This is a genomic window from Pseudomonas sp. AC242 (assembly GCF_979258655.1).
In genome coordinates this window covers 2,906,875-2,933,128 of sequence record NZ_OZ409873.1, presented here as the reverse complement: position 1 = coordinate 2,933,128, position 26,254 = coordinate 2,906,875, and the positions used below count along the sequence as shown (strand labels likewise).

Below are 26,254 nucleotides of genomic sequence, written 5' to 3'. Positions count from 1 at the left end.
GCAATGCTTGGCGATATTGGATTCACAGGCGCTATTGCACGTCGGCGTTCATCGCCAATATCCCCCAATCGGTTCCCTCTCCTGGGGGAGAGGGCTAGGGTGAGGGCAGCTGTTTCGGCCCTCGCCACTTAGCCAGTGACACTACCTTCCGGTGTTTTTCCAGCAAACTCATGCGCGTTGAACACTTAGGGCTCAAGCATCAAGGGCCGCCATACGATCGGAGCAACTCCAAGTATCGCGTTGTGCTGCTTGGGGTCGGGCGTCTCGTGGTTCGCAGATTCAGGTGAGTGTTTGTTCTCCGTGTCTTGCGGTTCGTCGGCGGGGGGCTTTTCGGTGTCGCAGGCAACGTTATCCATGGGTCTTTCGCCAGATGATTACAGGCAGGCAACTATTTGATCTGCACGATTACCTTGCCTTTCGCACGGCCCTGTTCGACGTAAGTCAGGGCTTGGCCCGCTGACTCGAAGGCGAAGGTGCGGTCAAGCACGGGCCTTATTTTGCCGGCTTCAATCAGCGTGGTGATTTCCTGCAGTTGTGTACCGCTCGCCCGCATAAAAAGAAAGCTGTAACGGACATCCCGCTTGCGCGCCTTGCGCCGAATACCCAGGCTCAACAGGCGCATGACTTGCCGCAACGGCCACGCCAAGCCCTGCGCGTTGGCGAACTCGGCAGTTGGCGGGCCGGATATGGAAATCAGCTGACCACCCGGTTTGAGTACCTTGAGCGAGTTTTCCAGAACGTCGGAGCCGAGGCTGTTCAGCACCACGTCGTAGTCGCGCAATTCGCGCTCGAAGTGCTGCTGTTTGTAATCAATCACCACGTCTGCGCCCAACGCTTTAACCCATTCGACATTCGCGGTGCTGGTGGTGGTCGCGACAACAGCGCCGAGGTGCTTGGCCAGTTGAATGGCGATTGTTCCGACACCGCCGGAACCGGCGTGAATCAAGACCTTCTGACCCTTTTGCAAACGGGCGATGTCGACCAGCGCTTGCCAGGCTGTCAGGGCAACCAAGGGAATGCCGGCGGCTTGCTCCATACTGAGGTTGGCGGGCTTCAACGCCACGGCGTTTTGCTCAACGGCGATTCGCTCGGCGAAGGTGCCGATTCGCTGTTCGGGCACGCGTGCATACACCGCGTCGCCGGGCTTGAAACCCTTGACCGCTGCGCCAACCTCAATCACCACGCCGGCACAATCGTTGCCCAGCACCAAGGGCAATGAGTACGGCAGAATCAGTTTGAATTCGCCGCTGCGAATCTTTGAATCCAGCACATTGACGCTGGCCGCATGTACATCAATCAGCACGTCATGGGCGCCGGGTACAGGCTCGGAGACATCGCCCATACGCCCGTTCTGCTTGCCGTAGCGATCGATAAAATAAGCTTTCATGGTGGGGACGGCTCTCACTGTTTCGGGAAGGGCTGCATTGCCTGAGCGGATTGCCTCAGTGGTCGAGTACCGCGCCCCAATGATTGAGCAGGATCAGCGGCTCCGCCGATTTCGGCCCGAGGTCTCGATAGGCGAAGGCCGTGCCGCCAACCAAAATCGATTGGTTGGCGGCGTTGACGAAAAGCGTCTGCGCCATTGCACTCACGCCAGATAGCGCTGGGCGACCGCCGACTGGCGAATCTGCGCCAGCAGGCCCTGCCGCGCGGTTTGCAAGGCATCCCAGCGCTCACCTTCATGCAGCGGCGGAATGGTCACCGGCTCGCGACGATCGAAACCGACCAGCGCCGCATCGACCAGATCGGTGACCTCCATGATCTCGCTCAAGGTGTTGATGTCGATGCCCGCGCGATCCCAGATCTCGGTACGCGTCGCGGCCGGCAGCACGGCTTGCACGTAGACGCCCAGTGGCGACAGTTCCAGGCTCAGCCCCTGAGACAGGAACAGGACAAACGCCTTGGTCGCGCCGTAGACCGACATGCCGAACTCCGGGGCCAGACCGACCACCGAGCCGATGTTGATAATCGCGCCGTCACCGGCCTTCGCCAGACGGGGAGCGATGGCACTGGAGAGCCGCACCAGTGCCGTGGTGTTGAGGGCGACCAGATTGGCCACTTTGTCGGTGCTCTGCTCGATGAAGTTGCCGGACTGCGCGGCGCCCGCGTTATTGACGAGGATGCCAATGCGCGCATCGTCGCGCAGGCGCGTTTCGACGGTGTGCAGATCGCTGAGTTGGGTCAGGTCGGCCTGAAGCACATCCACGGCGACGCTGTGTTCGCTACGCAGCTTCGCGGCGAGTGTTTCCAGACGCACAAGGTCGCGGGCGACCAGCACCAGATCATGTCCGCGTTGAGCGAAACGTTCGGCGTAAACCGCGCCAATGCCGGTAGAGGCGCCAGTGATGAGAACAGCAGGGCGGGTAGTCATGGGATCATCTCTTTTTCAAAAAATCGATTAGGGTTGATGCAGGAGGCAGAAATTACGGCGGAGTTCAACCTACTGAGCAACAGCGCTTTGTGTCTGTGTGTGCAGCCGTAACCTCTGCATTTAGGATGATGATCGAAATCTAAGCTGTCAACGATTTTGATTATGGCCGACATCTATGTATCATCGGCGCATGATTTTTCAGCGGAGGTATTGCACGTGAGAGTCACCAAAGCCCAGGCGCAGGCAAACCGCGAGCACATCGTCGAGACCGCTTCGGTGTTGTTTCGTGAGCGAGGTTTTGACGGTGTCGGCGTCGCGGATCTCATGGCGGCGGCCGGATTCACCCACGGCGGTTTCTACAAACACTTTGGCTCGAAGGCCGACCTGATGTCCGAAGCCTCGGCCAACAGCCTTGCGCGCTCGTTGGCCAGTGCCGAAATGGTCGATGTTCAAGGCTTCATCGACGCTTATGTGTCGAAAGACCATCGGGACGGGCGGGGCAGTGGCTGCACCATGGCGGCGCTGTGCGGCGACGCCGCGCGCCAGTCTGACGACGTGAAAAAGGCGTTTGCCGACGGCATCGAGCGCACGCTGCAGACGCTCGGTGACAAGTACCCGACAGGGCCAGACGCGGCGCCTGACGCGGGGCGAGTGAAAATGATCGACATGCTGGCGCGGGCGGTGGGCGCGATTGTTCTGTCGCGTGCCTGCCCGGATGACTCAGCGCTGGCCGATGAAATACTTGCGGTATGCCACGCTGAAATGACCGCGTCATTGCTGATATCTGCCGACAGTGCAGAAGTGGCTGGTTGATCGGTATTGTCCTTTTTGAGTTGACGGTGAAACGCTTTTCAGCCGATTTATCCCGTCCCTGTGCGTCAGTAATCTGTACCCAACTTGAACGCAACAACAACTTCAAAAACTCAAAAGGGACGCAGACCATGACCACTCCAACCTACAACCGCCTCAACAAAGACGACGCCATCGTGTTGCTGGTCGACCACCAGACCGGCCTGATTTCTCTGGTGCAGGACTTCTCGCCCAACGAATTCAAGAATAACGTGCTGGCCCTGGCCGATCTGGCCAAGTTCTTCGAACTGCCGACCATCCTCACCACCAGTTTCGAACAAGGCCCGAACGGCCCGCTGGTGCCGGAACTGAAAGAGATGTTCCCGGACGCGCCGTACATCGCTCGTCCAGGTCAGATCAACGCCTGGGACAACGAAGACTTCGTCAAAGCGATCAAAGCCACCGGGCGCAAGCAGATCATCATTGCCGGTGTAGTAACGGATGTCTGCGTAGCGTTCCCGACCTTGTCGGCGCTGGCGGAAGGGTTTGATGTGTTTGTGGTGACTGATGCGTCCGGCACCTTCAACACCACCGTGCAACAAGCCGCGTGGAGCCGCATGACTCAAGCCGGTGCACAGATGATGAACTGGTTCTCGGTGGCCTGTGAGCTGCACCGCGACTGGCGCAACGACATTGAAGGCTTGGGCAATCTGCTGTCGCAGCGAATCCCCAACTATCGCAACCTGATGAACAGCTATTCAGCGCTGACGGCTCAACAGAAGTAAGCCGACGCGATTCAAACGAAAGCCTGCCCTGAAAAGCAGGCTTTTTGTGTTTTCTGCCGCTGCACCTATCAGAACGGCGTTTTTAGACGGTCGACGGCATCCCCTCCTTTTCGCCGACACGGCCTTTGAACGCCAGTGCGAAACACAGCAGAACCACCACCGAAAATCCTGCCGGGAACAGCCATATACTTCTCCAGTCGTGGCCGTTTTGCGCGGTGAAGTGGTCAGTGATCTGACCCGCCACCCAGAATCCGATCAGCATGCCCACACCGTAAGTGGCCAAGGTGATCAGGCCCTGAGCCGAGCTGCGGAAGCGCTCGGGCGCTTTGGCATCAGTGTAGATCTGCCCACAGACGAAGAAAAAGTCATAACACACGCCGTGCAGTGCAATACCGATCAGCAGCATGAACGCTTGGTCACCATTGTTACCGTAGGCGAACAACACATAGCGCAAGGCCCAGGCCAGCATCCCGACCAGTAAGGCAATCTTGATGCCGAAACGCTGGATGAACAGGGGTAGCAGAAGCATGAACAGCACTTCGGAGACCTGACCCAGAGCCATCTTCGCGGTGGGATTGGTGACACCGATTTCGGCCAGAAACGGATTGGCATTCTGGTAATAGAACGCCAGAGGAATGCAGATCAGGATGGATGCAAGAAAGAACACCAGATAGCTGCGATCCTTGAGCAAGCCCAATGCGTCCACACCCAGCATCTGCTTGATGCCTGGCGAATCGCCCGTCGACTTCAGCGGCGCCGTGTTCGGCAGGCTGAAACTGTAGAGGCCCAACACCAGCGAAGCCACGGCAGACATCAGGAACGTGTTGCGCAAACCGCCTGCAGCAATCGTCTGTTGAGCGTCCCAGGCAAAGCCGAAACTGATCACGATGCCAGCGACGATCCAGCCAATGGTGCCCCATACGCGGATGCGGGAAAACTCCCGGGCCGGGTCTTTGATCTGTCGGAAGGCTACCGCGTTTACCAGGGCCAGCGTTGGCATGTAGACCAGCATGTAGGCCAGTACGTAGGGATAAAACGCACTGAAATCAGGTGCGCGATAAAGCTGAAAGAGCAGCACCGCGCCCAGCAGGTGCAACACCGCCAGAATGCGTTCGGCATTGAAAAATCGATCTGCAACAAGCCCAACGACAAACGGCGCAATGATCGCGCCCCACGACTGCGTGGAAAAAGCCATACCCACCTGGCCGCCGCTTGCTGCCAGTGTCGTGGTGAGAAAGGTGCCGAGGGTGACAAACCAGCCACCCCAGATAAAAAACTGCAGAAACATCATGACGCTGAGTCGCGCATTCATTACGTTCATTTCAATCACCGTATTATTTTTATGTCGGTAACAGCGTGGTAATCAGCGTTCGCCAAGGCCCAGCAGACGCCGGTTGGATTGCTCGTCAGCGCTCACACTGGCGAAATCGTCGAATGCCTTGCGGGTTCGGGTGATCATGTGTCGCTCGATGAAGGTCGCCCCTTCGGCAGCGCCTTGTGCCGCGTCTTTCAGGCAGCATTCCCACTCCAGCACGGCCCAACCGTTGAAGTCGTATTGGGTCAGTTTGCTGAAGATCGCTTTGAAGTCGATCTGGCCATCACCCAGTGAACGAAACCGACCCGGACGATCAACCCAACCCTGATAGCCGCCGTATACACCGGACCTAGCGCTGGCGTGGAACTCCGCGTCCTTGACGTGGAACATGCGGATGCGCGCGTGGTAGCGATCGATGAAGCCCAGGTAGTCCATTTGCTGCAGCAACAGATGGCTCGGGTCATACAGAATTGCCGCGCGCGGATGATGATTCACCGCTTCGAGGAATCGCTCGAAAGAGGCGCCATCGTGCAGGTCCTCGCCGGGGTGGATCTCGTAGCAGAGGTCGACACCGGCCTCATCGAAGCACTCGAGGATCGGCAACCAGCGTTTCGCCAATTCGGCAAAGCCCTGTTCCACCAGACCGGCAGGGCGTTGCGGCCAGGGGTAGACGTAGGGCCAGAGCAGGGCGCCGGAAAAGGTAGCGTGGGCCGGCAGCCCCAAGCGCTGACTGGCGCGCGCCGCCAGTTTCAACTGGTTGATCGCCCATTCGGTGCGTGCTTGCGGATTGCCACGCAGCGCTGCCGGGGCGAAGTCATCGAAGAGTGAGTCGAACGCCGGATGGACCGCGACCAGTTGGCCTTGCAGGTGTGTCGACAGCTCGCTGATCACCACACCGGCCTTGGCGCATACGGCGATGAGTTCGTCGCAGTAATCCTGACTGTCGGCGGCGCGTTCAAGGTCGATGAAGCGCGTGCCGAGGGTCGGCAATTGAATGGCTTTGTAGCCTTGAGAAGCGGCCCATTGCGCGATGTTGGCCAAGGTATCGAAAGGTGCTTCGTCGGCGATGAATTGGGCGAGAAAGATGCCGGGGCCGCGCATCCCGCTCGGGGGCTGTTGATCAACGCTCATTAGCGGGTGCTCCATTCGCAAGGTCGGGTATTTGAGTCCATTTGGCTTCTCCACGATGGTTGGCGATGGCAGTCTCGATAAAGGCCATACCGCGCAGCCCGGTGGCAATGCCTGGAACGCCGGGTGCGTCAGGGCCGCTCGCACCCTGGAAAATGGCTTGCGCGAGGTCGCCATAGAGATTGGCCATCGCCTCGAGGTAGCCTTCCGGGTGTCCGGCGGGCAAGCGCATGCGCCGCGTGGCGTTTGCGCACAGCCAAGGTTGACCAAGGCCCGAGCGCAGCACGCGCATCGGCTCATTCAAGGGGCGATGGATCAGACTGGCGGGCTCTTCCTGACGCCATTCCAGCCCGCCCTTGTCGCCATACAGGCGAATCTTCAGCGGATTCTCTTCGCCCGCGCACACTTGGCTGGCGATCAATACACCGCTGGCGCCGTCGGCCATTTTGAACAGCATCGAGGCGTCGTCATCCAGTTGGCGACTGCTCAAATGTGACCCGAGCATCGCGCTGATGAACTGGATGGATTGACCGGCGACAAACTCCGCGAGGGAAAACGCGTGCGTGCCGATGTCACCGATGCAGCCACCGATGCCGGACTGTTCAGGATTGTCGCGCCAGCCCGCCTGTTTGTTGCCTTGGCCAGCCACGTCGCTGCTGAGCCAGCCTTGGGGATATTCGACGAGGACTTTGCGCAGGCGCCCGATTTCACCGTTGGCGACCATCTCGCGTGCCTGCCAGACCATCGCATACCCCAGGTAGGTATGTGCCAAGGCGTAGATCCGCTGGCTGTTGTTGACCACGCGGGCCAAGTCCTGCACTTGCGCCAGATTGAGCGCTGCAGGCTTTTCACTGAACACATGGAAACCCGCACTCAGTGCTGCACTGGCGATAGGGGCGTGCAGGTGATTGGGCGTGACGATCACCAGCAGTTCCATGCGCTGATCGGCCGGCAGTGCGTGTTCGGCGGCCAGCATGTCTTGCCAGGCGTCATAGCAGCGTTGTGCGGGAAGGCCCAAGGCCTCGCCACTGCGTCGATTGTTGTTGGCGTCGCGGCTGAACGCACCGCAGACCAGTTCGAAGCGTCCATCGAGGCCGGCAGCTTGCCGGTGTGCCTGGGCGATGAAGGCGCCTTCACCGCCACCGACGAAGCCCATTCTTATTTTGCGACCTGCAGCAATCATGGCAATTGTCTCAGTGGATTCATGCGGAACATTGATGATGTAACCGGTTACATCGTCGGCGAAATCTAGGCCCGAAATCAGCGAGTGTCAAACCGTGTCTGACGAATGCCAACGTTTCGGCCCGTGACGCTGTGCGGTAAGCTCGACGGCCGATTTGATTGAAAGAGCGAGGCAGTCTTGTCCAATATCCGCGAAGTGGCACGGCTGGCGGGTGTCTCGGTGGCAACGGTGTCGAGAACATTGAAGTCCCCCGAGCGAGTGCTGCCCGATACCCGCGAACGGGTCATGGCCGCCGTCCAGCAAACCGGCTATCGACCGAATTTGATGGCGGTACAGTTTCGCTCGCGCAGAACGGGAAACCTGGTGATTCTGGTCCCGACCATTGCCAACACCTTTTTCGCCAGAGTGATCAGCGGCGCACAAAAAGCCGCGCAGGCCGCCGGATACCGGTTGCTGTTGTGCGACACCCAGGGCCAGGAATCGCTTGAGCGACAGTTCGCCCATCTGGTGTACGCCCATCAAGCCGATGGCGTCATTCAGTTGCGTGCCTATGATCCATTCGATGAATCCGCCGCCGAGCCAGTGCTGACCCCGATCGTCAATGCCTGCGAAGTCGTCCGGCACGGACGGCATCCAACGATCAGTCTGGATAACGTTGCGGCGGCCAAAGCCATGACCGAGTACCTGATCGCGATGGGGCATCAGCGCATCGGACTGATCAAAGGACCCAAAGGCAGCCCGCTCACGCGTGATCGTCTGGCGGGGTATGAAGCGGCCCTGCGCGATGCCGGTCTCGCGCTCGATCACACGCTTATCTGTCACGGCGATTTCACGCTCGACGCGGGCTATTCGGGTGCCGGGAAACTACTCGCGCTCGACAGCCGACCGAGCGCGCTGTTTTGTGAAAATGACGAAATGGCCATCGGCGCGCTCAAGCGAATCAAAGAGCAGGGGCTGCGTGTGCCGGAGGATATTTCTCTCGCCGGATTCGACGATATTCCAATGGCCGCGTACTGCGATCCACCGCTGACGACCATTGCCCAACCCGCCGAAATGTTCGGCGAGAAAGCCGTGGAAATGCTGATTGCGCTGATCGAGAAACAGCCGTTGCCGCAACGGCATGTGGTATTGCCGTTCGCGTTGACGCGGCGTGACAGCACGGCGCGGGGACCTGCAGCTGATAAATGACCCCGTGACTGCTCCGCGCAGGTTTGTCAGTGGTGCCAGTTTTTCAGACTCACCGGCAGCCGGAAAATTGTCCCTTTTGAGTTGACGGTGAAACACTTTTCAGCCGATTTATCCCGTCCCTGTGCGTCAGTAATCTGTACCCAACTTGAACGCAACAACAAATTCAAAAACTCAAAAGGGAAGCAGACCATGACCACTCCAACCTACAACCGCCTGAACAAAGACGACGCCATCGTGCTGCTGGTTGATCACCAGACCGGCCTGATTTCTCTGGTACAGGACTTCTCGCCCAACGAATTCAAGAACAACGTGCTGGCCCTGGCCGATCTGGCCAAATTCTTCGAACTGCCGACCATCCTCACCACCAGTTTCGAACAAGGCCCGAACGGCCCGCTGGTGCCGGAATTGAAAGAGATGTTCCCGGATGCGCCGTACATCGCTCGTCCTGGTCAGATCAACGCGTGGGACAACGAAGATTTTGTGAAGGCGATCAAAGCTACCGGTCGCAAGCAAATCATCATTGCTGGTGTGGTCACGGATGTCTGCGTAGCGTTCCCGACCTTGTCGGCGCTGGCGGAAGGATTTGATGTGTTTGTGGTGACCGATGCGTCCGGCACCTTCAACACCACCGTGCAACAAGCCGCGTGGAGTCGCATGACTCAGGCTGGTGCGCAGATGATGAACTGGTTCTCGGTGGCGTGTGAGTTGCACCGCGACTGGCGCAACGACATTGAAGGCTTGGGTAATCTGCTGTCGCAGCGGATCCCGAACTACCGCAACCTGATGAACAGCTACTCGGCGCTGACCGCACAGCAGAAGTAAGCCTGCGCGACCAAACAAAAGCCTGCCATGAAAAGCAGGCTTTTGTGTTGCGCCGATTCAATCAGCGTCAACCGCCCACTCATCACGAAACTGCAACAGAAAGTCGACAAACGCCCTGACCCGTTGCGGCACATACCGCCCGTGCGGGTAGAGCAAGGTGTAAGGTCGCGAGCGCCCGGCGTACGGCTTAAGTACCTCGACCAAGCTGCCGTCCGCCAGCTCCTTTTCGACAATGAACTTGTACGTCTGGAAGACCCCGGCACCATGTCTGGCCAGGGTGACACCGCCGAGCACGTCATCGGAGCAGGAGTAACCGCCGTCGGAAATCACTTCGCGATCGTGGCCATTTTCCTGGAACAGCCAGGAGATCCGCCGCCCGCTGCTCGGCAGTTCGAACTGAATACATTCGTGTTGCACCAGATCCTCAAGCGTCTTCGGTGTGCCAGCCTTTTTCAGATAGTCGGGGGAGGCGACCACCACCAGTTTTGCATCTTCCAGCAGCCGCGCAACCATGGTCGAATCCGGTTGCGCGCGGACGCGGATCGCCAGATCGTAGCCTTCGCCGACGAAGTCGATATTGCGGTTGCCCAAGTGGATGTCGACAGTCACGTCGGGATAGAGCGCACGGAATTTGGGAAGCAGCGGCAGGATGCGGTGATGCCCGTAAGTGGTGGGAAGACTGATGCGCAACTGACCGGACGGTGAGGTCTGTGCGCCCATGACTTCTTGTTGCGCTTCGACCAGTTGCGTCAGCGCCTGGCTGCACTGGACGAAAAAGTTTCTGCCCGCTTCGGTCAAGCGAATGCTGCGTGTGGTTCGGGCAAACAGGCGCGAACCCAAGCGCTGTTCCAGACGCAAAATCGACCGGCTCACCGCTGCGGGTGTCACCCCCGCGAGTTGCGCGGCGGCGGTGAAACTGCCGGCTTCAGCGGCGAGGCAGAAGAGTTCGATACTGCCCAATTGCAAGTCATCAAAGTGGCGCTTCATGTGAGTACACCGAGGATCAACTGACGGTTCATTCTCAGGCTTATCTCATGAAGCGGCACCGCCGGTACACACCGGCGGTGCTGCGGGGAGGTATCAATGGCCAGCGCTCTGACCACCGTCGACATGGAGGATTTCGCCGGTGACGAAGTTCGCGCCGTCCAGGTAGAGGATCGCCTGCACGATGTCATCGATTTCGCCCATATGCCCAACCGGGTGCAGGCTGCCGAGGGCGGCGCGAGTCTCTTCACCGTGCATCGGTGTTTTGATGATGCCCGGCGACACCGCGTTGACCCGAATGCCGCGCTTGGCATACTCGATGGCCAGCGACTTGGTTGCCGCGTTGATGCCACCCTTGGTCAGCGAAGCGAGCACCGACGGCACGCCGTCAATCGCGTGGTCGACCAGACTGGTGGTGACACTGACGATGTGGCCGCTGGCGTTTTTCTCCATTTCGGCAATGGCCAGTTGCGAGATGTGGAAGAAGCCGCTCATGTTGGTCGCCACCACTTGTGCGTAGTCTTCCTTGCTGTATTCGGTGAAAGGCTTGGCGACGAATATCCCGGCGTTATTGACCAGCGTGTCGATGCGCCCGAAACGTGCGACAGCTTCGCGAATCACGCGCTCGGCAGTCTGCGGGTCGGCGATGTCACCGGCGACGGCGAGAACATCCGCGTCAGTGGACGGTTTGATCGAACGGGAGGTCGCGACCACCTGATAGCCGCGCTCACGGAAACCCTTGACCAGGCCTGCGCCAATGCCTTGCGAGGCGCCTGTGATCACTACAACTTTCTTGGACGTGTTCATGATGTTTCCTCATGCAATCTGGATGATTTGAATAAACGGATTTCGGAGGTCAGGCGTGAGCCGCAACCTGTGCTGCCTGACGTAACGCTTGCTCGTAATAAGCGACGGACTGGGAACCGGGGATGACCTGTTTGTCATCAAGGACCATGGCCGGAACCGAATCGATGCCGCGTTGCTGGTAAAACTGTTCAAGTTCGCGCACGACCTGGCTGAACTCAGCGTTGGCCAGAACCTCTTGCGCACGCTGACTGTCGAGCCCGACTGCGCCTGCCAGCATCACCAGCGTGGCGTGGTCATTCGGGTTCTTGCCGTCAGTGAAGTAGGCCTTGAGCAAGGCTTGCTTCAACTCACGCTGACGTCCTTGTGTGGCGGCCCAGAACAGCAGTCGATGGGCATCGAAGGTGTTGTAAAAATGGCTGCGTTTTTCCAGGTCGAAGTGAAAACCGATCTGCTCGCCGCGTTCGATGATCATCGCGTTGCGATCCGCCACTTGCTCAGCGCTGCGCCCGTATTTGCGCATCATGTGCTCGATGGCGTGCTCACCTTCGGCGGGCATGTCGGGGTTCAGTTCGAACGGTTTGTAGGTCAGCTCCACATCGACTTCGCCCGCCAGATTCCGGATCGCTTGCTCCAGAGCGGTGGCGCCCAATGCGCACCAGGGGCAAACGACATCCGAGACGAAATCGATTTTCACTGCCCGGCTCATGACGGCGAGTCCGCCAACTGTTGGCGATATTCGGTGGTGGTGATGCCGGCATAACCCCAGTTATCGGTGTCGACTTCCTCGATCACGATGTGGGTGAGTTTCGGGTCCTTGTGCAGCACCCGCTCCATCGTTTCGGTGATCTCCTTGATGACCTGGGCTTTCTGTTCCCGGGTCACGCCGTCACGGGTGATGCGTACGCTGATGAAAGGCATTTGGGGTATCTCCTGTCGCTGGCCCGTCGGAGTGATGGGCGGCTGTTGGAGAGGACTTTAAGAGGAGGGCGGGAGTTGATAAATGGGGTTTGAGGTACATCATTTGTGATGTGGTGTATCAAATTAGGGCGCGCGAGCAGTCATCCTGTGCACGCGCTGTCTCAGTGCGAAACGCTGGCGCTCAGGCCAGCAGCTCGGTAATCCAGCGTGTCTGTTGTTTGAGGTCTTGCAGCTTTTGTTCTGGCAGGCTTTGTTGCGCATGGGCGAGCTGGCTGAGCGTCTTCTGCTTATGGTGAAGTTTGTGCTGCCATTTGCGCAAAAACTCGGGGCTACGGGCCTGCATCTGCAAGGGGCCGAAGTACAGTTCCTGGTCGGTATAGGTCACCGGTTCAGCGCGTTCGGCCACGATGATTTCGTAGTCGAAGCGGTTTTCCCGCAGAAGCTCTTCGCTGAGGATGCGGTAGCCGTTTTCCATCAGCCACTGGCGCAGCGGTTGTTCGCCACCGTTGGGTTGCAGGATCAGACGCTCCTCGCCGCTGAGGTGGGCCTTGCCGCTGTCGAGAATGTCGCGGATGGTCTCACCGCCCATGCCGCAGATCGTGATGGCGGTGATCCCGTCGGCAGGTTTAATCGCAGCCAGGCCATTGGCCAGGCGCACGCTGATGTGCTGTTGCAGATCATTCTCGCGCACGGTGCGTTCAGCTGCGTGGAACGGCGTTGACGCAACCTCGCCAGCCACCGCCGCAGTGATCAGGCCTCGGCGCATCAGCGCCACCGGCAGATAGCCGTGATCCGAGCCGATATCGGCCAGCCGCGCCCCGGCCGGCACGTGGGCAGCCACGCGCTCAAGGCGCATGGACAATGTCTGTTCGTTCAACGGCAACCCCTTGATGGCAGGCAAAGGGGTGCGACTCTGGCGAGCAACGCCGGGCCTGTCAAATCCCGGCGACGGAATTCAATGGCCCACTGGCCGCGCTGAACGGCCAATGGGCGCTGAGGCTTAGCCGGCCAACGTTGCGTTGTCGATCACGAAACGATACTTCACGTCACCCTTGAGCATGCGCTCGTAGGCGTCGTTGATCTGGTCGGCGCGGATCAGTTCGATGTCGGAGACGATGCCGTGCTCGGCGCAGAAATCCAGCATTTCCTGGGTTTCAGGGATGCCGCCGATCATCGAGCCGGCAATCGTGCGGCGTTTCATGATCAGGTTGAACACGTTCGGCGACGGGTGCGAAGTGGCTGGCGCACCGACCAGCGTCAACGCACCATCACGCTTGAGCAGCACGAGGAATGCATCGAGATCGTGCGGCGCGGCGACGGTGTTGAGGATCAGGTCGAAACTCTTGGCGTGGGCGGCCATTTCTTCGGCATTGCGCGACACCACCACTTCATCGGCGCCCAGCGCTTTCGCCGCTTCGCGTTTGGATTCAGAGGTGGTGAACGCCACCACGTGGGCGCCCAAGGCGTGGGCCAGTTTGATGCCCATGTGGCCGAGGCCACCAATGCCAACCACACCGACTTTTTTGCCGGGGCCGGCGTTCCAGTGGCGCAGCGGCGAGTAAGTGGTGATGCCGGCACACAGCAGCGGCGCGACGGCAGCCAGTTGCGCTTCGGGATGGCGAATACGCAGGACGTAGCGTTCATGCACGACGATGTTTTGCGAATAACCGCCCAGCGTCCAGCCCGGTGCGTCCGGGGTCGGGAAGTTGTAGGTGCCGATCATGCCGTCGCAATAGTTTTCCAGCCCGGTTTCGCAGTCATCGCAATGTTTGCAGCTGTCGACGATGCAACCGACGCCGACCAGATCACCGACCTTGTAGTCCGCGACATGCGCGCCGACGGCCGAAACGCGACCGACGATTTCGTGCCCCGGTACGCACGGGAATTGCGTGCCGGCCCATTCCGCGCGCACCTGGTGCAGATCCGAATGGCAGATGCCACAAAAGGCGATATCGATCTGCACATCATGGGCGGCCGGCGCGCGGCGGTTGATCTGCATTGGCTCAAGGGGTTTGTCGCCCGCGTGGGCACCGTAGGCTTGTACAAGCATGGGAACATCCTCGATCGGTTTGTCGTAAGGCATTGTTTCTGTTCCCGCGCTGCGGGCACTAGCGCATTCCTGTGCAATCCTTGCCTGATCCTGTGCGTTGTTGTGACATTGCGCGGACAGACGCTCGTGGCGTTTGCAGGTAATCTCCCGGTTCACTGACGACAACAAAATCAAAACAGGAGTCATTGATGCAACCAATCCGTCTCGGTCTGGTGGGCTACGGCAAGATTGCCCAGGATCAACACGTCCCGGCAATCCTCGCCAATCCCGCCTTCCACTTGGTCTCCGTCGCTACGCAAGGCAAGCCTTGCGCAGGCGTGGAAAACTTCCAATCCTTAAGTGAATTGCTGGAAAACGGCCCGTCGGTGGATGCGATTGCCTTTTGCACACCGCCGCAAGGGCGTTTCGCCCTGGTGCAGCAAGCACTGGCCGCCGGCAAACACGTGCTGGTGGAAAAGCCACCGTGTGCCACCTTGGGCGAGGCAATGGCGCTGGTCGATCAGGCTGCTGGGCAGGGCGTCAGTGCCTTGTTTGCCTGGCATTCACGCTACGCACCCGGCATCGAAGCCGCCCGCGACTGGCTCGCCTCGCGCACCCTGCAAAGCGTGCAGATCGACTGGAAAGAAGACGTGCGCAAATGGCACCCCGGTCAGGCCTGGATCTGGCAACCCGGCGGCCTCGGCGTGTTCGACCCGGGCATCAATGCCTTATCGATCGTCACCCATCTGCTGAAGCTGCCGCTGTTTGTCGAATCCGCTGAACTGCGTGTACCGAACAACTGCCAGTCGCCGATTGCCGCGTCGATCCAAATGTCTGACGCCCGCCGCCTCGATGTGCGTGCGGAGTTTGATTTTGACCATGGGCACGATGAGCTGTGGAGTATTGAGGTTCGCTGCGCCGAAGGTGTGTTGCGCCTGGATAACGGCGGCGCGTTGTTGAGCATTGACGGTGTGCGCCAGGCTGTGTCGGAGGAGGGTGAGTACGCGGCGGTTTATCGGCATTTTCAGCAGTTGATTGGCGACAAGGCCAGTGACCTGGATGTGCAGCCGTTGCGGTTGGTGGCGGACAGTTTTTTTGTCGGCAGTCGGGTGTTGGTTGAGGCGTTTTACGATTAGCCTTCGGCTGGCCCGGCACGGTTATTTTAATCGCCAAGCGAGAGCCTGCCCTGAACGGCAGGCTTTTTCGTTAGAGCACCGTTCGTCCAGTGCCCGGCACTTGCGCTGTGCCGTTGCCTCTCACGTTTAAGCGCGGATATCCCGCGTACAAGAACGGAGAAACAAGCATGGACATCGATGAAAATGCACCGGGCAACCGGTCACAGCAAGACGTGACACGCACGACGGACAATGAGACGGGGCATGATCCGAAACGCAACCCGGCCGAGGTTCCGTTGCCCACCGATGAAGAGTCGCCGGTCGATGAAGACATGACGGATGTGGCGGCCAACAACTCGGTGTCGAGCGAGCATCCTGGGTCGCAATGACCGGATTGAATCAGTGTGTGGACAGACCATGAGCACGCCATTCAAGGTCGGCGACGCGGTTCACTGGAACAGCGAGGCCGGGGAGATTCGGGGCAAGGTTGTCAAGGTGCACACCCGGGATGTCGAGTTCATGGGCCGCCATCGGCCTGCTTCAAAGGACGAGCCGCAGTACGAAGTCAAAAGTGACAAGACCGGGCATCTGGCGATGCACCACGGCGCGGCGCTTCATCCCGCGAAGTGACCGGTCTAGTGCGACGAAACAAACTCGGAAGGCGTTGTCGGCGGCGGCAATGAGTACGTCGCCTTCATCCATTCAACCTCCGCTTGGGGTGTCCGGCCGAAAAACCGTTTGAACTCGCGACTGAATTGCGAGGCGCTTTCATAACCCACGTCAAACGCTGCTGCCGATGCGCTCATGGCTTGGCGCAGCATCAGCAGCCGCGCCTGATGCAGGCGTGTCGACTTCAGGTATTGCATCGGCGAGGTATCGGTCACGCTGCGAAAGTGCAGGTGAAAACTCGGTACGCTCATGCTCGCTTCGCGGGCCAATTGCTCGACGTCGAGGCGCTGCTGATAGCAGCTGTGAATCTTGCGGATCGCCCGGCTCACCTTGCCGAAATGCCCGCGACGATGCAGCGCCGCACGCATTGATCCACCTTGCTCGCCCGTGAGAATGCGGTAATAGATTTCACGCACCAGCGCCGGCCCGAGAATTTTCGCTTCACTGGCGACGCTCATCGCCTCGAGAAAACGCAAGGTCGTGGTGCGCAGCGCGTCGTCCATCGGCGAGGCATACATGCCCTTCGGCTCAGCATCGCTGACGCCATGCACCTCATCGACTTGCAACATCAACTCGCTGGCCAACTGAAAGTCCAGTTGCATGTAAATCGCGAGCATCGGCTCGGCTGCCGTGGCGTCGGTCTCCATGGTGAAGGGGATGGGCACGGACACCACCAGATAATGCTGCGCGTCATAGACGTAGGTGTCCTCACCCAGATAACCGCGCTTGCGACCTTGGCAGAGGATGACAATGCCGGGGTCGTACAACACTGGTGTGCGGGTCAGTGGGCGATTCGAGCGCAGGAAGCGTACATCATCGAGCACGCTGAGGTTGTAGCCCTCGACCGGTGCGAGGACTTCCATCAGTTGCACCATGCGCGCGGTGCTGCCATCGGCCGGCGTCATTGTTTTCTCTCTCAGTGATCGGTGGAGCAACTCAGCGCTTGCCATTGATCAATCTCGTCGAGCGCCTGTTGCAGGCGGTCACGCACCAGCCCCAACGCATCACTGCCGAGTAACAAATGGGCGGGAGGCTCGGGGCAATCGATGATCTGCAGCATCGCTTGCGCAGCCTTTTGCGGGTCGCCGAGCTGCTTGCCGCTTTTTGCTTCCCGGGCTTGGCGGATCGGGTCGAAACTGGCGTCGTAGTCGGCAATGCTGCGCGCGGTGCGTTGCATCGAACGGCCGGCCCAGTCAGTGCGAAACGAGCCAGGCGCCACCGCCGTGACGAAGACATTGAAGGGCCGCAGCTCTTTGCTCAGGGTATCGGAGATCCCTTCAAGCGCAAATTTGCTGCCGCAGTAATAGGCGATGCCGGGCATCGTGATGGTGCCGCCCATGGAGGTGATGTTGAGGATGCGGCCGGCGCGACGCTGGCGGAAGTAGGGCAGGAAGGCCTTGGTCATGGCGACCGCGCCGAACACATTGACGTCGAACTGACGGCGCATGTCCTCCAGCGGAGATTCTTCAAAAATACCTTCGTGACCGTAACCGGCGTTGTTGATCAGCACGTCGACGGGACCGTGAGTGGCTTCCACTTGCGCAACGACGCTGTCGATCCGCTCAAAATCAGTGACGTCCAGCAGCACCCCGTAAGCGTTGTCCGGGGACAGCGCCTGGAAGTTTTTCAGGTCGGATTCATTGCGCACAGTGCCGATCACGCGGTGGCCGTTGGCAATGGCTTCCTTGGCCAGTGCATGGCCGAAACCGCTGCTGACGCCGGTGATGAACAGGGTTTTGCTTGGTTTCATGACGGTCTCCAATGACTCGGGTGTGACGTCATGGTAGCCATCACCCAAGCGCTCACCTATGCCGGTTTGTCTTGGAGCCTTGCCTATTCCTATCAGGCGCTCGTGATGTTCAGAAAAAACGGTGGCTGCCGGCTAAGCACGCTCACCGTCGATCTTGCTGTTCTGTGGCCGTCAGAAACGTGCCAGTCGATAGGGCGTGCCACTTGGCAAAGCCGTTGCCGGGATTGCATCTGCGCGCGTCATCCTCACCACCATCTCCGCCGTCACCGCCGCCTGTGTCAGCCCCAGATGCTGGTGCCCAAACGCAAGCAACACCTTGCCCCCACAGACCTGATCAATCACCGGCAACGAATCCGGCAACGATGGCCTAAAGCCCATCCACGGCGTCGCTGCTTCAGCACTCAGATCCTGGCGAAACAAGCCCTGACTCAACCGATGCAACTGCCATGCGCGTTCCATGCTCGGTGGCTTCTCCAGACCGGCGAACTCGACGGTGCCGGCCAGGCGCAAGCCTTCGGACATCGGCGTCATGATGAACTTGCGTTCCAGCGAGGTGACGGGGAAGGGCAGTCGATCATGTTCCTGTGGCAGCATCAGGTGGTAACCGCGCTCGGTGTCCAGCGGTACTTTTTTGCCGGTGAGGGCGGCGGTGAGTTTCGCCGAATGTGCGCCGCAGGCAATCAGCACGCGGCTTGCAGTCAGAGCGCCATTGCCGGTGATCAGCGCAACACCATGCTCTTGTACATGGCCGCCCTGAACCTGTTGCTGGACAAAATTCACACCACTGGCCTTGGCCGCCTCGACCAGTTCGCACACCACGCGGTAGGGGTCGATGAAATGCCCGGTGCGCGGGAAGAACAAACCGCCCTGAATCTGTTCGCTGAGTTGCGGCGCGGTTTCGCGTATGGCGCCGGCCTGCCAGTAGTCGACCGGCACTTGCTGCTGGAGCAATCGGCTCTGCAATGCCTGGATTGCCTGACGCGATTCGGGACGTTCGAACACCAGTAACGAGCCATCGATCTTCAACAGGTCGGGCCGCTGAATGTCGGCGAGCAAGCGCTGCCAGGCCTCCAGACTGCTTTCATTGAGCGCGCGCAAGCCTGCTACGGTGTTCTGAAAAGGCGCCGGCCGCAGATTCAGCAGCAACCGGGTGAACCATGGCAGGGCGCGTGGCAGGTATTTCCAGTCCAGCCGCAACGGCCCCATCGGGTCCATCAGCATGGCTGGCAGGCGCTTGAGGATGGACGCGTCGGCAATCGGAAACACCTGCTCGGTCGCCAGATGCCCGGCGTTGCCGAATGAGGCGCCGTGGCCGGGTTGCTGCTGATCGATGACCACCACGCGCAAACCCTGGCGAGCCAGACGCAGCGCGCAGGCGACGCCGATGATGCCGGCGCCGACCACGGCGATGTCGTGGGAGACGTTATTCACCATGGCGCTGCACTTCCCTGTGGCCATCAAGCAGACGCCGTAATTGCAGCGGATTGCCTTGTTTCAATGCGTCAGGCAGCAAGCTGTCCGGGAAGTCCTGATAGCAGACCGGGCGCAGGAAACGCAGGATCGCCGCCGTACCAACGGATGTTGTGCGCGAGTCGGATGTGGCCGGGAACGGCCCGCCGTGAACCATTGCGTCACACACCTCGACCCCGGTGGGCCAGCCGTTGACCAGCAAGCGACCGGCCTTGCGCTCCAGCGTCGGCAGCAATGCACGCGCCTGTTCCAGGTCTTGGTCATCCAGGTGCAACGTGGCGGTCAACTGGCCTTCCAGAAGCTCGGTGACCTGACGGATTTCAGCTTCACTTTCGCATTGTACGATCAGCGCCGCCGCACCGAACGCTTCGGCTTGCAGGCGGTGATCGGCGAGAAAGTCGGCGGCCTCGGTCACGAATACATGGGCCTGGCACTGGTTTGGGCCGCTGCCGGGCTGGCCAACGCCGGCGATGCGCGTATCGGCACTTTCGGCAAGCGCATTCACGCCAGCCTCGTAGGCGCTGAAGATGCCCGGTGTCAGCATCGTCTGCGCCGGGCTGCGCTGAATGGTCTCGGCGGTGGCGGCGATAAATTTGTCCAGCGCCGGTCCTTTCAACGCGATCACTAATCCCGGATTGGTGCAGAACTGGCCCGCGCCCAATGTCAGCGAAGCCACGAATCCTTCAGCCAAAGCTTGCGTGCGATTGTCCAGCGCCGCTGGAAACAACAGCACCGGATTGATCGAACTCATTTCCGCGTACACCGGAATCGGTTCTGGTCTGGCCTGCGCTGCTTGAATCAACGCCAGACCGCCGCTGCGCGAACCGGTGAAACCCACCGCTTTGATCCGTGGATCTGTGACCAGCGCAATGCCCACTTCGCGGCCGGAGCCGTACAACAAGGAAAACACGCCGTCCGGCAAGCCACAGGCTTTTACCGCCCGGGCCACCGCGCGGCCGACCAGTTCGCTGGTGCCGGGATGCGCACTGTGCGCCTTGACGATCACCGGACAACCGGCGGCCAGTGCCGATGCGGTATCACCGCCCGCCACTGAGAACGCCAGCGGAAAGTTGCTTGCGCCAAACACCGCGACCGGTCCTAGCGCAATCTGCCGTTGACGCAGATCGGCGCGCGGCAGCGGTTGACGTTGCGGCAGCGCGCTATCGACACGCACATCCAGCCATTCACCGGCTCGCACCGTGCGGGCGAACATTCTTAATTGCTGGCAAGTACGCCCGCGTTCGCCCAGCAGTCGCGCGTGCGGCAGGCCGGTTTCCGCGTGGGCACGGTCGATCAGCTCATCGCCCAGGGCTTCGATTTCCCCGGCAATGCCTTCAAGGAATTCGGCGCGGACATTCAGGGTTGTCTCGCGATAAACATCGAATGCGGCCCAAGCCAACGCGCAGGCTTGTTCGACATGCCCGGCCGAGCCACCGGCATACGCTGGTTGCAGCGCTTCATCGGTGGCCGGATTGATCCCGCAAATGGCGCTGCGATTGCCGGCAATCGTGTGCTGCCCGATCAGCATGTGGCCCGTCAAAGTCATGGTGTCTTCCTGATAAAAGGGAAATGCCTGCCGCGTAGCAAAACGCATCGCGGCAGGTGAGGCTGAGGTGTCAGGCGAAGTTCTGTTCCGCCGACCAGTTCTCGTACCAGTGACGGAACAGCGAATACTGCTTCTCGGCATACCGCCGCTGCGAATCGCTCAACGCATCGGTTTCGTTGAAGTGCAGGGTGTATTCCTTGTCGCCGTTGAGCACCATCAGGTGTTTGTAATACAGCACCAGGTCGCAGCCTTCATCGAACGACGACAGTACCGCCAGCGCCGATTCCAGTTCCCGCGCCTGGCGCCGGGCCTTGGCATCACCCTTGGCCGCTTGCTTGCTCAGCGCTACCAGTTGCAGTACTTCGCGGGGCAGGGCGTTGCCGATGCCGGTAATGGCGCCGGTGGCGTTGCAGTTGACAAAACCGTGCACCACTTGCGTGTCGACGCCGACCATCAAGGTCACGTCATCGTCCTTGGATGTGATGTTTTCAGCGGCGTAACGCAGGTCGGCGCCACCGCCGAATTCTTTGAAACCGATCAGGTTCGGGTACTCGCGGCGCAATTCGAAGAACAGGTCGGCGCGGGTGGCGAAGCCGTAGTAAGGGCTGTTGTAGATCACCGCCGGCAGATTCGGCGCGGCTTGCAGGATGGCGGCGAAATGGGCCTTTTGCGCCGTGACCGAAGCACCACGGGACAGCACACGCGGAATCACCATCAAACCCTGCGCGCCGACTTTCGCCGCGTGCGCCGCATGGGAGACCGCTTCACGGGAATTCACCGCGCCGGTGCCCACGATCGTCGGGATGCCCGCCGCGACCAGACGCGCCACGCCTTCTTGACGCTCGGCCTCGGTCAGCAGCGGCCAGTCGCCCATGGAACCGCAATAGACCACGGCGCTCATGCCGATATCGATCAGTTCGCGACCCTTGGCCACCAAGGCGTCGAAGTCCGGTTTGCGCTGGGCGGTGCACGGGGTCATCAGGGCCGGCATGCAACCGGTGAAGATGTTGTCGCTCATTGTTTTAACTCCTTGGCACATCGTTCAAATTGAGGTGAAAAGTCTGCGCGGTGGCTCAGATGCCCCACGCGAACGGGTCTGCTTCGTCGATCAGCAAGGTGCTGTCGGCGGTCATGTAAGCGCGGCCGGTGATGAACGGGCGCACTCGCTCGCCGTCCCATTCGAAGCGGCCTTCGAACTGGCTGCCGGTGATACTTGCCTGCACCCAGGTGGCGCCGGGTTGCAGCTTGTCGTCGGCCGCGAGGCAGGCGAGTTTGGCGCTGGTGCCGGTGCCGCACGGAGAGCGGTCGTAGGCTTTGCCAGGGCACATGACGAAGTTGCGGCTGTCGGCAACGGCGTCGTCTGCAAACAGTTCGATGTGATCGATGACGGCGCCGTCCTCGCCGTAAATGCCCTGATCTTCGAGGGCCTTGAGCATTGCCCAGGTGTACGCCGTGAGGTGTTCGACGTTGTCCATCGTCAATGTCTGGCCGTGCTCGGAGACGAGGAAAAACCAGTTGCCGCCGTAGGCGATATCGCCCAATACCTGACCGAATCCCGGCACGTCCACCGGCACCTGTTTGCGATGGCGGTAGGCGGGCACGTTGCCCAATGTCACCGAGCCGTCCTCATGCAACGTGGCGCTGACCGGGCCGACTGGCGTGTCGATTTTGTGGATGCCCGATTGGATTTTTCCCAAGTACTGCAACGAATTGATCAGGCCGATGGTGCCGTGGCCGCACATGCCCAGATAACCGGCGTTGTTGAAGAAAATCACCCCGCACGTGGCGTCCGGCGAGACCGGCTCGCAATACAGCGCGCCGACCAGCACATCGTTGCCACGAGGCTCCAGCAGGCAGGCGCGGCGCCATTGGTCATGCTGAGTGCGCAGCGCATCGCGTTTTTCCACCATGCTGTTGCCGGGCAGGTCGGGGAAGCCTGTCATCACCAGACGCGTGGGCTCACCGCCGGTGTGGGAATCAATGACGTGTACTCGTTTCATGAATAGATTCCTTTAGGTGATTTCAGTAGGCGCCGGCAGGGCGCGCAGCCACGGTCGAGTCGGGGGCGGCGATTTCGCTTTCCTCATCATCGTCTTCCAGACGCAGCAGATGCGCCGGCACACCGGTCGCGGCGCCCCAGTAATAAATGCCGGTGGCGCATGCGGCGACGACGATCGTGTCGAACGGATGAGCGAGGATGCCGAGGCCACCAAAGGTGCCGAGTTTCGACAGCACGATGGTCACCGCGTAGAAGGCGATCAGCCACGCTGAACTACGCACCTGGCGGGCCAGATTGAGGTGGGCGGTCGGCACGAAACGGCCGCACAAGAGATAGACGACGAACATCAGAATCTGCAGGCCAAGTAGCCACGACACGGTGTTCCAGCCCGACCAGTAGACAATCAGCGCGGCGATGATGAACGACACCGGCCCGAGCACGCCCATGCACTTGACCCGGAACGGCCGTGGCATGTCTGGCGCATTGCGGCGCAGCGCGGCCACGGACACGGGGGCCACGGCGTAGCTCAACACCAGCGCAGCGGAGACCACGTTGATCAGCGCCTCCCACGACGGAAACGGCAGGGTCCAGAACACCGACAGGGCGAAGGTCAGCCACAGCGCCGGACGTGGGATGCCGGATTTTTCGTCGATGTGGGTGAAGACCTTGAAGAAGGTGCCGGTCTGCGCCCAACCGTAGATCACGCGCGGTGTGGCGTTCATGTAGATGTTGCCGCAGCCGCTTGGCGAGATCACCGCATCGGCGACCACCAGATAAGCCAGCCAACCCACACCCAGTGCCAGTGCAATGTCGCGGTACGGCAGGGAAAACTCTTTGCTGATCCCGGCCCAGCCATTGGCGAGCATTTCGGTCGGGATGCTGCCAAGAAAGGCCATTTGCAGCAGCACATAAATCAACGTCGACAGCAGCACCGAGAGGATCAGCGCGATGGGAATAGTGCGCTGCGGATTCTTCACTTCACTGGCCACGGAGATGATTGGCGTCAGCCCCAGGTAAGCGAAAATCACGCCACCCGCCGACACCGCCATTTCGATACCGGACAAGCCGAACGGGGCGAAACCCTGCACGTGGAAGTTGGCCGGTTTGAAGAAGATGAACAGCACACCGATCACCAGCAACGGCACGATGAATTTGAATACGCTGACCAGATTATTGGCCTTGGCGAAGGTCTTCACGCTGCGGTAGTTGAGCAGGAAGAAAATGCAGAGCAGACCAAACTGCACCATCCACCCGAGGATCGTCGGATCGCCGCTGCCAGCCTTGGTCAGCTCGGGAAACCATGCCGCCGCGTATTGGCGCGAAGCAACCACTTCGATCGCCACCAGACTGGAAAACGCAATCAGGGTGATAAAACCCATCAAGTAGCCGAGCAACGGCCCGTGGGAGTACACCGGGTAACGCACCACGCCACCGGCACGCGGCAGTGCCGCGCCGAGTTCACAGTAGACGATGCCCAGCAACAACACGGCGAAGCCGCCCAGCAGCCAGGAAAAAATCCCCGCCGGCCCGGCAATCGCGGACACATGACTGGCCGCGAACAACCAGCCGGAACCGAAGATCGCCCCCAGCCCGATAAATGTGAGGTCGATCAGTGAAAGCTGTTTTTTGAATTTGCCTTGGCCTGACATGGCATCGCCTTCTTGTGAGTTATTGGATAGGCAGTTGTGTCACTCGGACGGCCAGACTTTGAACTCATCAACGGTGTGGCGATTGATGTTTTGCCGCGGGTTCGATGACGAAATCAGCACAATGGCACAGATGAAACACGGCCCTCGACACGCCTTGAACGATGCTGCAATCTGCACGCGAACGCCGCATGGCGGGGACTTGGTCGATCCACGTTACGAGGGGAATCTCTGATGCAGCAGGCGTTTTCGATCCTGGCCCAAGGCATGAATGGCCAGCGTCCGCAGACACTGGAGGAACTCTTGGCCGGCGCGGCGCTGTTGTTGCCGATGCTCGATGTGATCCCCAATGCGGCGATTTTCATCAAGGATGTGCAGGCCCGTTACGTGCTCGCCAACCGCACGCTGGTGCAACGCTGTGGCTTGAAGGATTTGCGCCCGTTGCTCGGCAAAACCAGTGCGCAGGTGTTCCCGGCACAACTCGGACCGGGTTACACCGAGCAGGATCGCAAAGTGCTGGAGGAGGGCTTTGTGCTGGAGGATCAGCTGGAACTGCATCTGTACGGCAGTCGCGAACCGGGCTGGTGCCTGACGCACAAGCAGCCGCTGTACAACCGTGACGGCGTGATTATTGGTCTGGCGGGAATCTCGGTTGACCTGCAATCGGCCAGTGAAACGCACCCGGCATTCGAACGGCTGGCGGCGGTCGATGAGCATATTCGCGCGAATTTCAATCGCCGCGTCACCCTCGGTGAACTGACCCGCATCGCCGGTATCTCTGTGGCGCAACTGGAGCGTTATTGCAAACGGGTATTTCACCTGACACCACGGCAGATGATCCAGAAAGTGCGGCTCGAACACGCGCACCGGTTGTTGCATACCGACCTGCCAATTACCGACGTGGCGCTGCAATGCGGCTACACCGATCACAGCGCTTTCACCCGCCAGTTCAAGGCGTCTACCGGGTTTACTCCGCGCGAGTATCGGCAGGCCACCTCACCCTGATGAAGTGGCACTGAGAAGCAATGTAGGAGCTGCCGAAGGCTGCGATCTTTTGATTCTGTTTTTTTAGATCAAGATCAACAGATCGCAGCCTTCGGCAGCTCCTACAGTGGAGTTATTTCAGGACGGTCAGCCAAGCCGAGAGCAGTAACAATAACGCGAGTACTGCGTTCATCCGCTTGAATGCCTTTGGCGATCCCATCAATCGCGCACTGCCCACACCCAGCAACGCCCACAACGTCATGCACGGCAATGACACCAGCAAAAACGCCAGCGACAGCACCAACAATCGCAGCGTCTTGTCACCACCGCCGACAAATACGCTGACCACCGCCACGGCCATCATCCACACCTTGGGATTGACCAGTTGCAGCATGGCCGCGCCCAGCACGCTGAAACTTTCGGCCTGCGTCTCAGCCGGGTCCAGCGATGGCGGCGCGCTGCGAAAGATCTGCCACGCCAGCCAGCTCAACCAGAGCACACCGCCCCAGGCCATGGCTTGCTGCACGCGCGGGTAGCGCAGCAAGGTTTCGCCGGCACCGAGGCCGACCACCAATACAATCAGTGCCGCCGCCGCGCAGGCGCCAAAAATGATCGGCAACGTGGCGAGCAGGCCTTGGCGCGAACTGTGGCTCAACACCAGAATATTGGTCGGCCCCGGCGTAATCGAGGCAACGAAAGCAAATAGCAGGAAGGGCAATAATGACGCCATGGGCGGATTCCTTGGAAGTAAACACA

General features: G+C 60.0%; 27 protein-coding genes and 1 pseudogene. 8 read left to right on the top strand and 20 right to left on the bottom strand.

Annotation, left to right across the window (positions count from 1 at the left end):
* Positions 1–388 precede the first annotated feature (388 nt).
* The 3 genes and pseudogenes from ACZZ0A_RS13215 to ACZZ0A_RS13205 form a co-directional block, all read right to left on the bottom strand.
* Positions 389–1,387 (bottom strand): NADP-dependent oxidoreductase, encoded by a 999-nt coding sequence (locus tag ACZZ0A_RS13215; protein WP_463543262.1) that lies wholly within the window; start codon positions 1,385–1,387, stop codon positions 389–391.
* Between the two features lie 58 nt (positions 1,388–1,445).
* Positions 1,446–1,583, bottom strand: a pseudogene (locus ACZZ0A_RS13210) (alpha/beta fold hydrolase); the annotation flags it as partial.
* Between the two features lie 5 nt (positions 1,584–1,588).
* Complete coding sequence (locus tag ACZZ0A_RS13205) at positions 1,589–2,371, bottom strand: SDR family NAD(P)-dependent oxidoreductase (RefSeq protein ID WP_007916009.1); 783 nt, start codon at positions 2,369–2,371, stop codon at positions 1,589–1,591.
* Positions 2,372–2,587: 216 nt separating this feature from the next.
* On the opposite strand from ACZZ0A_RS13205, the gene ACZZ0A_RS13200 reads away from it, so the two are divergent.
* Both ACZZ0A_RS13200 and ycaC (ACZZ0A_RS13195) read left to right on the top strand, forming a co-directional pair.
* Positions 2,588–3,184 (top strand): TetR family transcriptional regulator, encoded by a 597-nt coding sequence (locus tag ACZZ0A_RS13200; RefSeq protein WP_007916010.1) that lies wholly within the window; start codon positions 2,588–2,590, stop codon positions 3,182–3,184.
* A 128-nt stretch (positions 3,185–3,312) separates the two neighbouring features.
* Positions 3,313–3,945, top strand: coding sequence for an isochorismate family cysteine hydrolase YcaC (ycaC, locus tag ACZZ0A_RS13195; RefSeq protein WP_007916011.1), 633 nt, complete (start codon positions 3,313–3,315; stop codon positions 3,943–3,945).
* Between the two features lie 82 nt (positions 3,946–4,027).
* Here ycaC (ACZZ0A_RS13195) and ACZZ0A_RS13190 read toward each other — a convergent pair whose 3' ends face one another.
* The 3 genes from ACZZ0A_RS13190 to ACZZ0A_RS13180 are packed head-to-tail and all read right to left on the bottom strand — an operon-like array spanning position 4,028 to position 7,571.
* A complete protein-coding gene (locus tag ACZZ0A_RS13190) occupies positions 4,028–5,266 on the bottom strand; it encodes a nucleoside permease (RefSeq protein WP_463543261.1) in 1,239 nt (412 codons plus the stop codon).
* 42 nt (positions 5,267–5,308) lie between these two features.
* A complete protein-coding gene (locus ACZZ0A_RS13185) occupies positions 5,309–6,391 on the bottom strand; it encodes a sugar phosphate isomerase/epimerase family protein (RefSeq protein WP_463543260.1) in 1,083 nt (360 codons plus the stop codon).
* Positions 6,381–7,571, bottom strand: a complete 1,191-nt coding sequence (locus ACZZ0A_RS13180) for a Gfo/Idh/MocA family protein (RefSeq protein WP_414893661.1) — start codon at positions 7,569–7,571, stop codon at positions 6,381–6,383. The genes ACZZ0A_RS13185 and ACZZ0A_RS13180 overlap by 11 nt, the downstream gene beginning before the upstream one ends.
* A gap of 177 nt (positions 7,572–7,748) precedes the next feature.
* Between ACZZ0A_RS13180 and ACZZ0A_RS13175 the strand changes: the two genes are divergently transcribed.
* Entirely contained in the window at positions 7,749–8,759 is a 1,011-nt protein-coding gene (locus tag ACZZ0A_RS13175) for a LacI family DNA-binding transcriptional regulator (RefSeq protein ID WP_463543259.1), read from the top strand.
* Positions 8,760–8,948: 189 nt separating this feature from the next.
* Positions 8,949–9,581, top strand: a complete 633-nt coding sequence (ycaC, locus tag ACZZ0A_RS13170) for an isochorismate family cysteine hydrolase YcaC (RefSeq protein ID WP_007916011.1) — start codon at positions 8,949–8,951, stop codon at positions 9,579–9,581.
* 57 nt (positions 9,582–9,638) lie between these two features.
* Here ycaC (ACZZ0A_RS13170) and ACZZ0A_RS13165 read toward each other — a convergent pair whose 3' ends face one another.
* The 6 genes from ACZZ0A_RS13165 to ACZZ0A_RS13140 form a co-directional block, all read right to left on the bottom strand.
* On the bottom strand, positions 9,639–10,568 hold the full coding sequence (locus ACZZ0A_RS13165; RefSeq protein WP_463543258.1) for a LysR family transcriptional regulator: 930 nt from the start codon (positions 10,566–10,568) through the stop codon (positions 9,639–9,641).
* Between the two features lie 93 nt (positions 10,569–10,661).
* A complete protein-coding gene (locus ACZZ0A_RS13160) occupies positions 10,662–11,372 on the bottom strand; it encodes an SDR family NAD(P)-dependent oxidoreductase (protein ID WP_463543257.1) in 711 nt (236 codons plus the stop codon).
* A gap of 49 nt (positions 11,373–11,421) precedes the next feature.
* Complete coding sequence (locus ACZZ0A_RS13155; RefSeq protein ID WP_463543256.1) at positions 11,422–12,078, bottom strand: DsbA family oxidoreductase; 657 nt, start codon at positions 12,076–12,078, stop codon at positions 11,422–11,424.
* Positions 12,075–12,290, bottom strand: coding sequence for a tautomerase family protein (locus tag ACZZ0A_RS13150; RefSeq protein ID WP_463543255.1), 216 nt, complete (start codon positions 12,288–12,290; stop codon positions 12,075–12,077). Before ACZZ0A_RS13150 ends, ACZZ0A_RS13155 begins: the two co-directional genes overlap by 4 nt.
* A 181-nt stretch (positions 12,291–12,471) precedes the next feature.
* Positions 12,472–13,167: a tRNA (adenine(22)-N(1))-methyltransferase gene (locus tag ACZZ0A_RS13145; protein WP_463544094.1), complete on the bottom strand. Its 696-nt coding sequence runs from the start codon at positions 13,165–13,167 to the stop codon at positions 12,472–12,474.
* A 123-nt stretch (positions 13,168–13,290) separates the two neighbouring features.
* Positions 13,291–14,340 (bottom strand): NAD(P)-dependent alcohol dehydrogenase, encoded by a 1,050-nt coding sequence (locus ACZZ0A_RS13140; protein WP_007916032.1) that lies wholly within the window; start codon positions 14,338–14,340, stop codon positions 13,291–13,293.
* A 188-nt stretch (positions 14,341–14,528) separates the two neighbouring features.
* On the opposite strand from ACZZ0A_RS13140, the gene ACZZ0A_RS13135 reads away from it, so the two are divergent.
* From ACZZ0A_RS13135 to ACZZ0A_RS13125, 3 genes are all read left to right on the top strand, one after another.
* The gene (locus ACZZ0A_RS13135; RefSeq protein WP_463543254.1) at positions 14,529–15,455 is read left to right on the top strand and encodes a Gfo/Idh/MocA family protein; all 927 of its coding nucleotides are present in this window, start codon (positions 14,529–14,531) and stop codon (positions 15,453–15,455) included.
* Between the two features lie 167 nt (positions 15,456–15,622).
* A complete protein-coding gene (locus ACZZ0A_RS13130; RefSeq protein WP_463543253.1) occupies positions 15,623–15,823 on the top strand; it encodes a hypothetical protein in 201 nt (66 codons plus the stop codon).
* 28 nt (positions 15,824–15,851) lie between these two features.
* Complete coding sequence (locus tag ACZZ0A_RS13125; RefSeq protein ID WP_095111899.1) at positions 15,852–16,064, top strand: hypervirulence associated TUDOR domain-containing protein; 213 nt, start codon at positions 15,852–15,854, stop codon at positions 16,062–16,064.
* Between the two features lie 5 nt (positions 16,065–16,069).
* On the opposite strand, the gene ACZZ0A_RS13120 is transcribed toward ACZZ0A_RS13125, so the two are convergent.
* The 7 genes from ACZZ0A_RS13120 to ACZZ0A_RS13090 form a co-directional block, all read right to left on the bottom strand.
* Complete coding sequence (locus tag ACZZ0A_RS13120; RefSeq protein WP_463543252.1) at positions 16,070–17,008, bottom strand: AraC family transcriptional regulator; 939 nt, start codon at positions 17,006–17,008, stop codon at positions 16,070–16,072.
* Positions 17,009–17,019: 11 nt separating this feature from the next.
* On the bottom strand, positions 17,020–17,853 hold the full coding sequence (locus ACZZ0A_RS13115) for an oxidoreductase (protein ID WP_095111901.1): 834 nt from the start codon (positions 17,851–17,853) through the stop codon (positions 17,020–17,022).
* A 171-nt stretch (positions 17,854–18,024) separates the two neighbouring features.
* Complete coding sequence (locus tag ACZZ0A_RS13110) at positions 18,025–19,287, bottom strand: NAD(P)/FAD-dependent oxidoreductase (protein WP_007916048.1); 1,263 nt, start codon at positions 19,285–19,287, stop codon at positions 18,025–18,027.
* The gene (locus ACZZ0A_RS13105; RefSeq protein WP_463543251.1) at positions 19,277–20,869 is read right to left on the bottom strand and encodes an aldehyde dehydrogenase (NADP(+)); all 1,593 of its coding nucleotides are present in this window, start codon (positions 20,867–20,869) and stop codon (positions 19,277–19,279) included. The genes ACZZ0A_RS13110 and ACZZ0A_RS13105 overlap by 11 nt, the downstream gene beginning before the upstream one ends.
* A 70-nt stretch (positions 20,870–20,939) precedes the next feature.
* On the bottom strand, positions 20,940–21,887 hold the full coding sequence (locus ACZZ0A_RS13100; protein WP_007916052.1) for a dihydrodipicolinate synthase family protein: 948 nt from the start codon (positions 21,885–21,887) through the stop codon (positions 20,940–20,942).
* Positions 21,888–21,942: 55 nt separating this feature from the next.
* Positions 21,943–22,869, bottom strand: a complete 927-nt coding sequence (locus ACZZ0A_RS13095; RefSeq protein ID WP_007916054.1) for a 4-hydroxyproline epimerase — start codon at positions 22,867–22,869, stop codon at positions 21,943–21,945.
* Between the two features lie 22 nt (positions 22,870–22,891).
* A complete protein-coding gene (locus ACZZ0A_RS13090) occupies positions 22,892–24,517 on the bottom strand; it encodes an APC family permease (protein ID WP_463543250.1) in 1,626 nt (541 codons plus the stop codon).
* A gap of 231 nt (positions 24,518–24,748) precedes the next feature.
* On the opposite strand from ACZZ0A_RS13090, the gene ACZZ0A_RS13085 reads away from it, so the two are divergent.
* Positions 24,749–25,519 carry an AraC family transcriptional regulator gene (locus tag ACZZ0A_RS13085; RefSeq protein WP_093430807.1) on the top strand — a complete coding sequence of 257 codons (771 nt, stop codon included), beginning with the start codon at positions 24,749–24,751 and terminating at the stop codon, positions 25,517–25,519.
* A 112-nt stretch (positions 25,520–25,631) separates the two neighbouring features.
* On the opposite strand, the gene ACZZ0A_RS13080 is transcribed toward ACZZ0A_RS13085, so the two are convergent.
* The gene (locus ACZZ0A_RS13080; protein WP_007916057.1) at positions 25,632–26,228 is read right to left on the bottom strand and encodes a LysE family translocator; all 597 of its coding nucleotides are present in this window, start codon (positions 26,226–26,228) and stop codon (positions 25,632–25,634) included.
* Between the last annotated feature and the right edge of the window lie 26 nt (positions 26,229–26,254).

Coding starts and splice junctions, on each gene's coding strand:
- ACZZ0A_RS13215 (WP_463543262.1), bottom strand. CDS start 1,387: ATGAAAGCTTATTTTATCGATCGCTACGGCAAGCAGAACGGGCGTATG.
- ACZZ0A_RS13205 (WP_007916009.1), bottom strand. CDS start 2,371: ATGACTACCCGCCCTGCTGTTCTCATCACTGGCGCCTCTACCGGCATT.
- ycaC (WP_007916011.1), top strand. CDS start 3,313: ATGACCACTCCAACCTACAACCGCCTCAACAAAGACGACGCCATCGTG.
- ACZZ0A_RS13190 (WP_463543261.1), bottom strand. CDS start 5,266: ATGAACGTAATGAATGCGCGACTCAGCGTCATGATGTTTCTGCAGTTT.
- ACZZ0A_RS13185 (WP_463543260.1), bottom strand. CDS start 6,391: ATGAGCGTTGATCAACAGCCCCCGAGCGGGATGCGCGGCCCCGGCATC.
- ACZZ0A_RS13180 (WP_414893661.1), bottom strand. CDS start 7,571: ATGATTGCTGCAGGTCGCAAAATAAGAATGGGCTTCGTCGGTGGCGGT.
- ycaC (WP_007916011.1), top strand. CDS start 8,949: ATGACCACTCCAACCTACAACCGCCTGAACAAAGACGACGCCATCGTG.
- ACZZ0A_RS13165 (WP_463543258.1), bottom strand. CDS start 10,568: ATGAAGCGCCACTTTGATGACTTGCAATTGGGCAGTATCGAACTCTTC.
- ACZZ0A_RS13160 (WP_463543257.1), bottom strand. CDS start 11,372: ATGAACACGTCCAAGAAAGTTGTAGTGATCACAGGCGCCTCGCAAGGC.
- ACZZ0A_RS13155 (WP_463543256.1), bottom strand. CDS start 12,078: ATGAGCCGGGCAGTGAAAATCGATTTCGTCTCGGATGTCGTTTGCCCC.
- ACZZ0A_RS13150 (WP_463543255.1), bottom strand. CDS start 12,290: ATGCCTTTCATCAGCGTACGCATCACCCGTGACGGCGTGACCCGGGAA.
- ACZZ0A_RS13140 (WP_007916032.1), bottom strand. CDS start 14,340: ATGCTTGTACAAGCCTACGGTGCCCACGCGGGCGACAAACCCCTTGAG.
- ACZZ0A_RS13135 (WP_463543254.1), top strand. CDS start 14,529: ATGCAACCAATCCGTCTCGGTCTGGTGGGCTACGGCAAGATTGCCCAG.
- ACZZ0A_RS13130 (WP_463543253.1), top strand. CDS start 15,623: ATGGACATCGATGAAAATGCACCGGGCAACCGGTCACAGCAAGACGTG.
- ACZZ0A_RS13125 (WP_095111899.1), top strand. CDS start 15,852: ATGAGCACGCCATTCAAGGTCGGCGACGCGGTTCACTGGAACAGCGAG.
- ACZZ0A_RS13120 (WP_463543252.1), bottom strand. CDS start 17,008: ATGACGCCGGCCGATGGCAGCACCGCGCGCATGGTGCAACTGATGGAA.
- ACZZ0A_RS13115 (WP_095111901.1), bottom strand. CDS start 17,853: ATGAAACCAAGCAAAACCCTGTTCATCACCGGCGTCAGCAGCGGTTTC.
- ACZZ0A_RS13110 (WP_007916048.1), bottom strand. CDS start 19,287: ATGGTGAATAACGTCTCCCACGACATCGCCGTGGTCGGCGCCGGCATC.
- ACZZ0A_RS13105 (WP_463543251.1), bottom strand. CDS start 20,869: ATGACTTTGACGGGCCACATGCTGATCGGGCAGCACACGATTGCCGGC.
- ACZZ0A_RS13100 (WP_007916052.1), bottom strand. CDS start 21,887: ATGAGCGACAACATCTTCACCGGTTGCATGCCGGCCCTGATGACCCCG.
- ACZZ0A_RS13095 (WP_007916054.1), bottom strand. CDS start 22,869: ATGAAACGAGTACACGTCATTGATTCCCACACCGGCGGTGAGCCCACG.
- ACZZ0A_RS13090 (WP_463543250.1), bottom strand. CDS start 24,517: ATGTCAGGCCAAGGCAAATTCAAAAAACAGCTTTCACTGATCGACCTC.
- ACZZ0A_RS13085 (WP_093430807.1), top strand. CDS start 24,749: ATGCAGCAGGCGTTTTCGATCCTGGCCCAAGGCATGAATGGCCAGCGT.
- ACZZ0A_RS13080 (WP_007916057.1), bottom strand. CDS start 26,228: ATGGCGTCATTATTGCCCTTCCTGCTATTTGCTTTCGTTGCCTCGATT.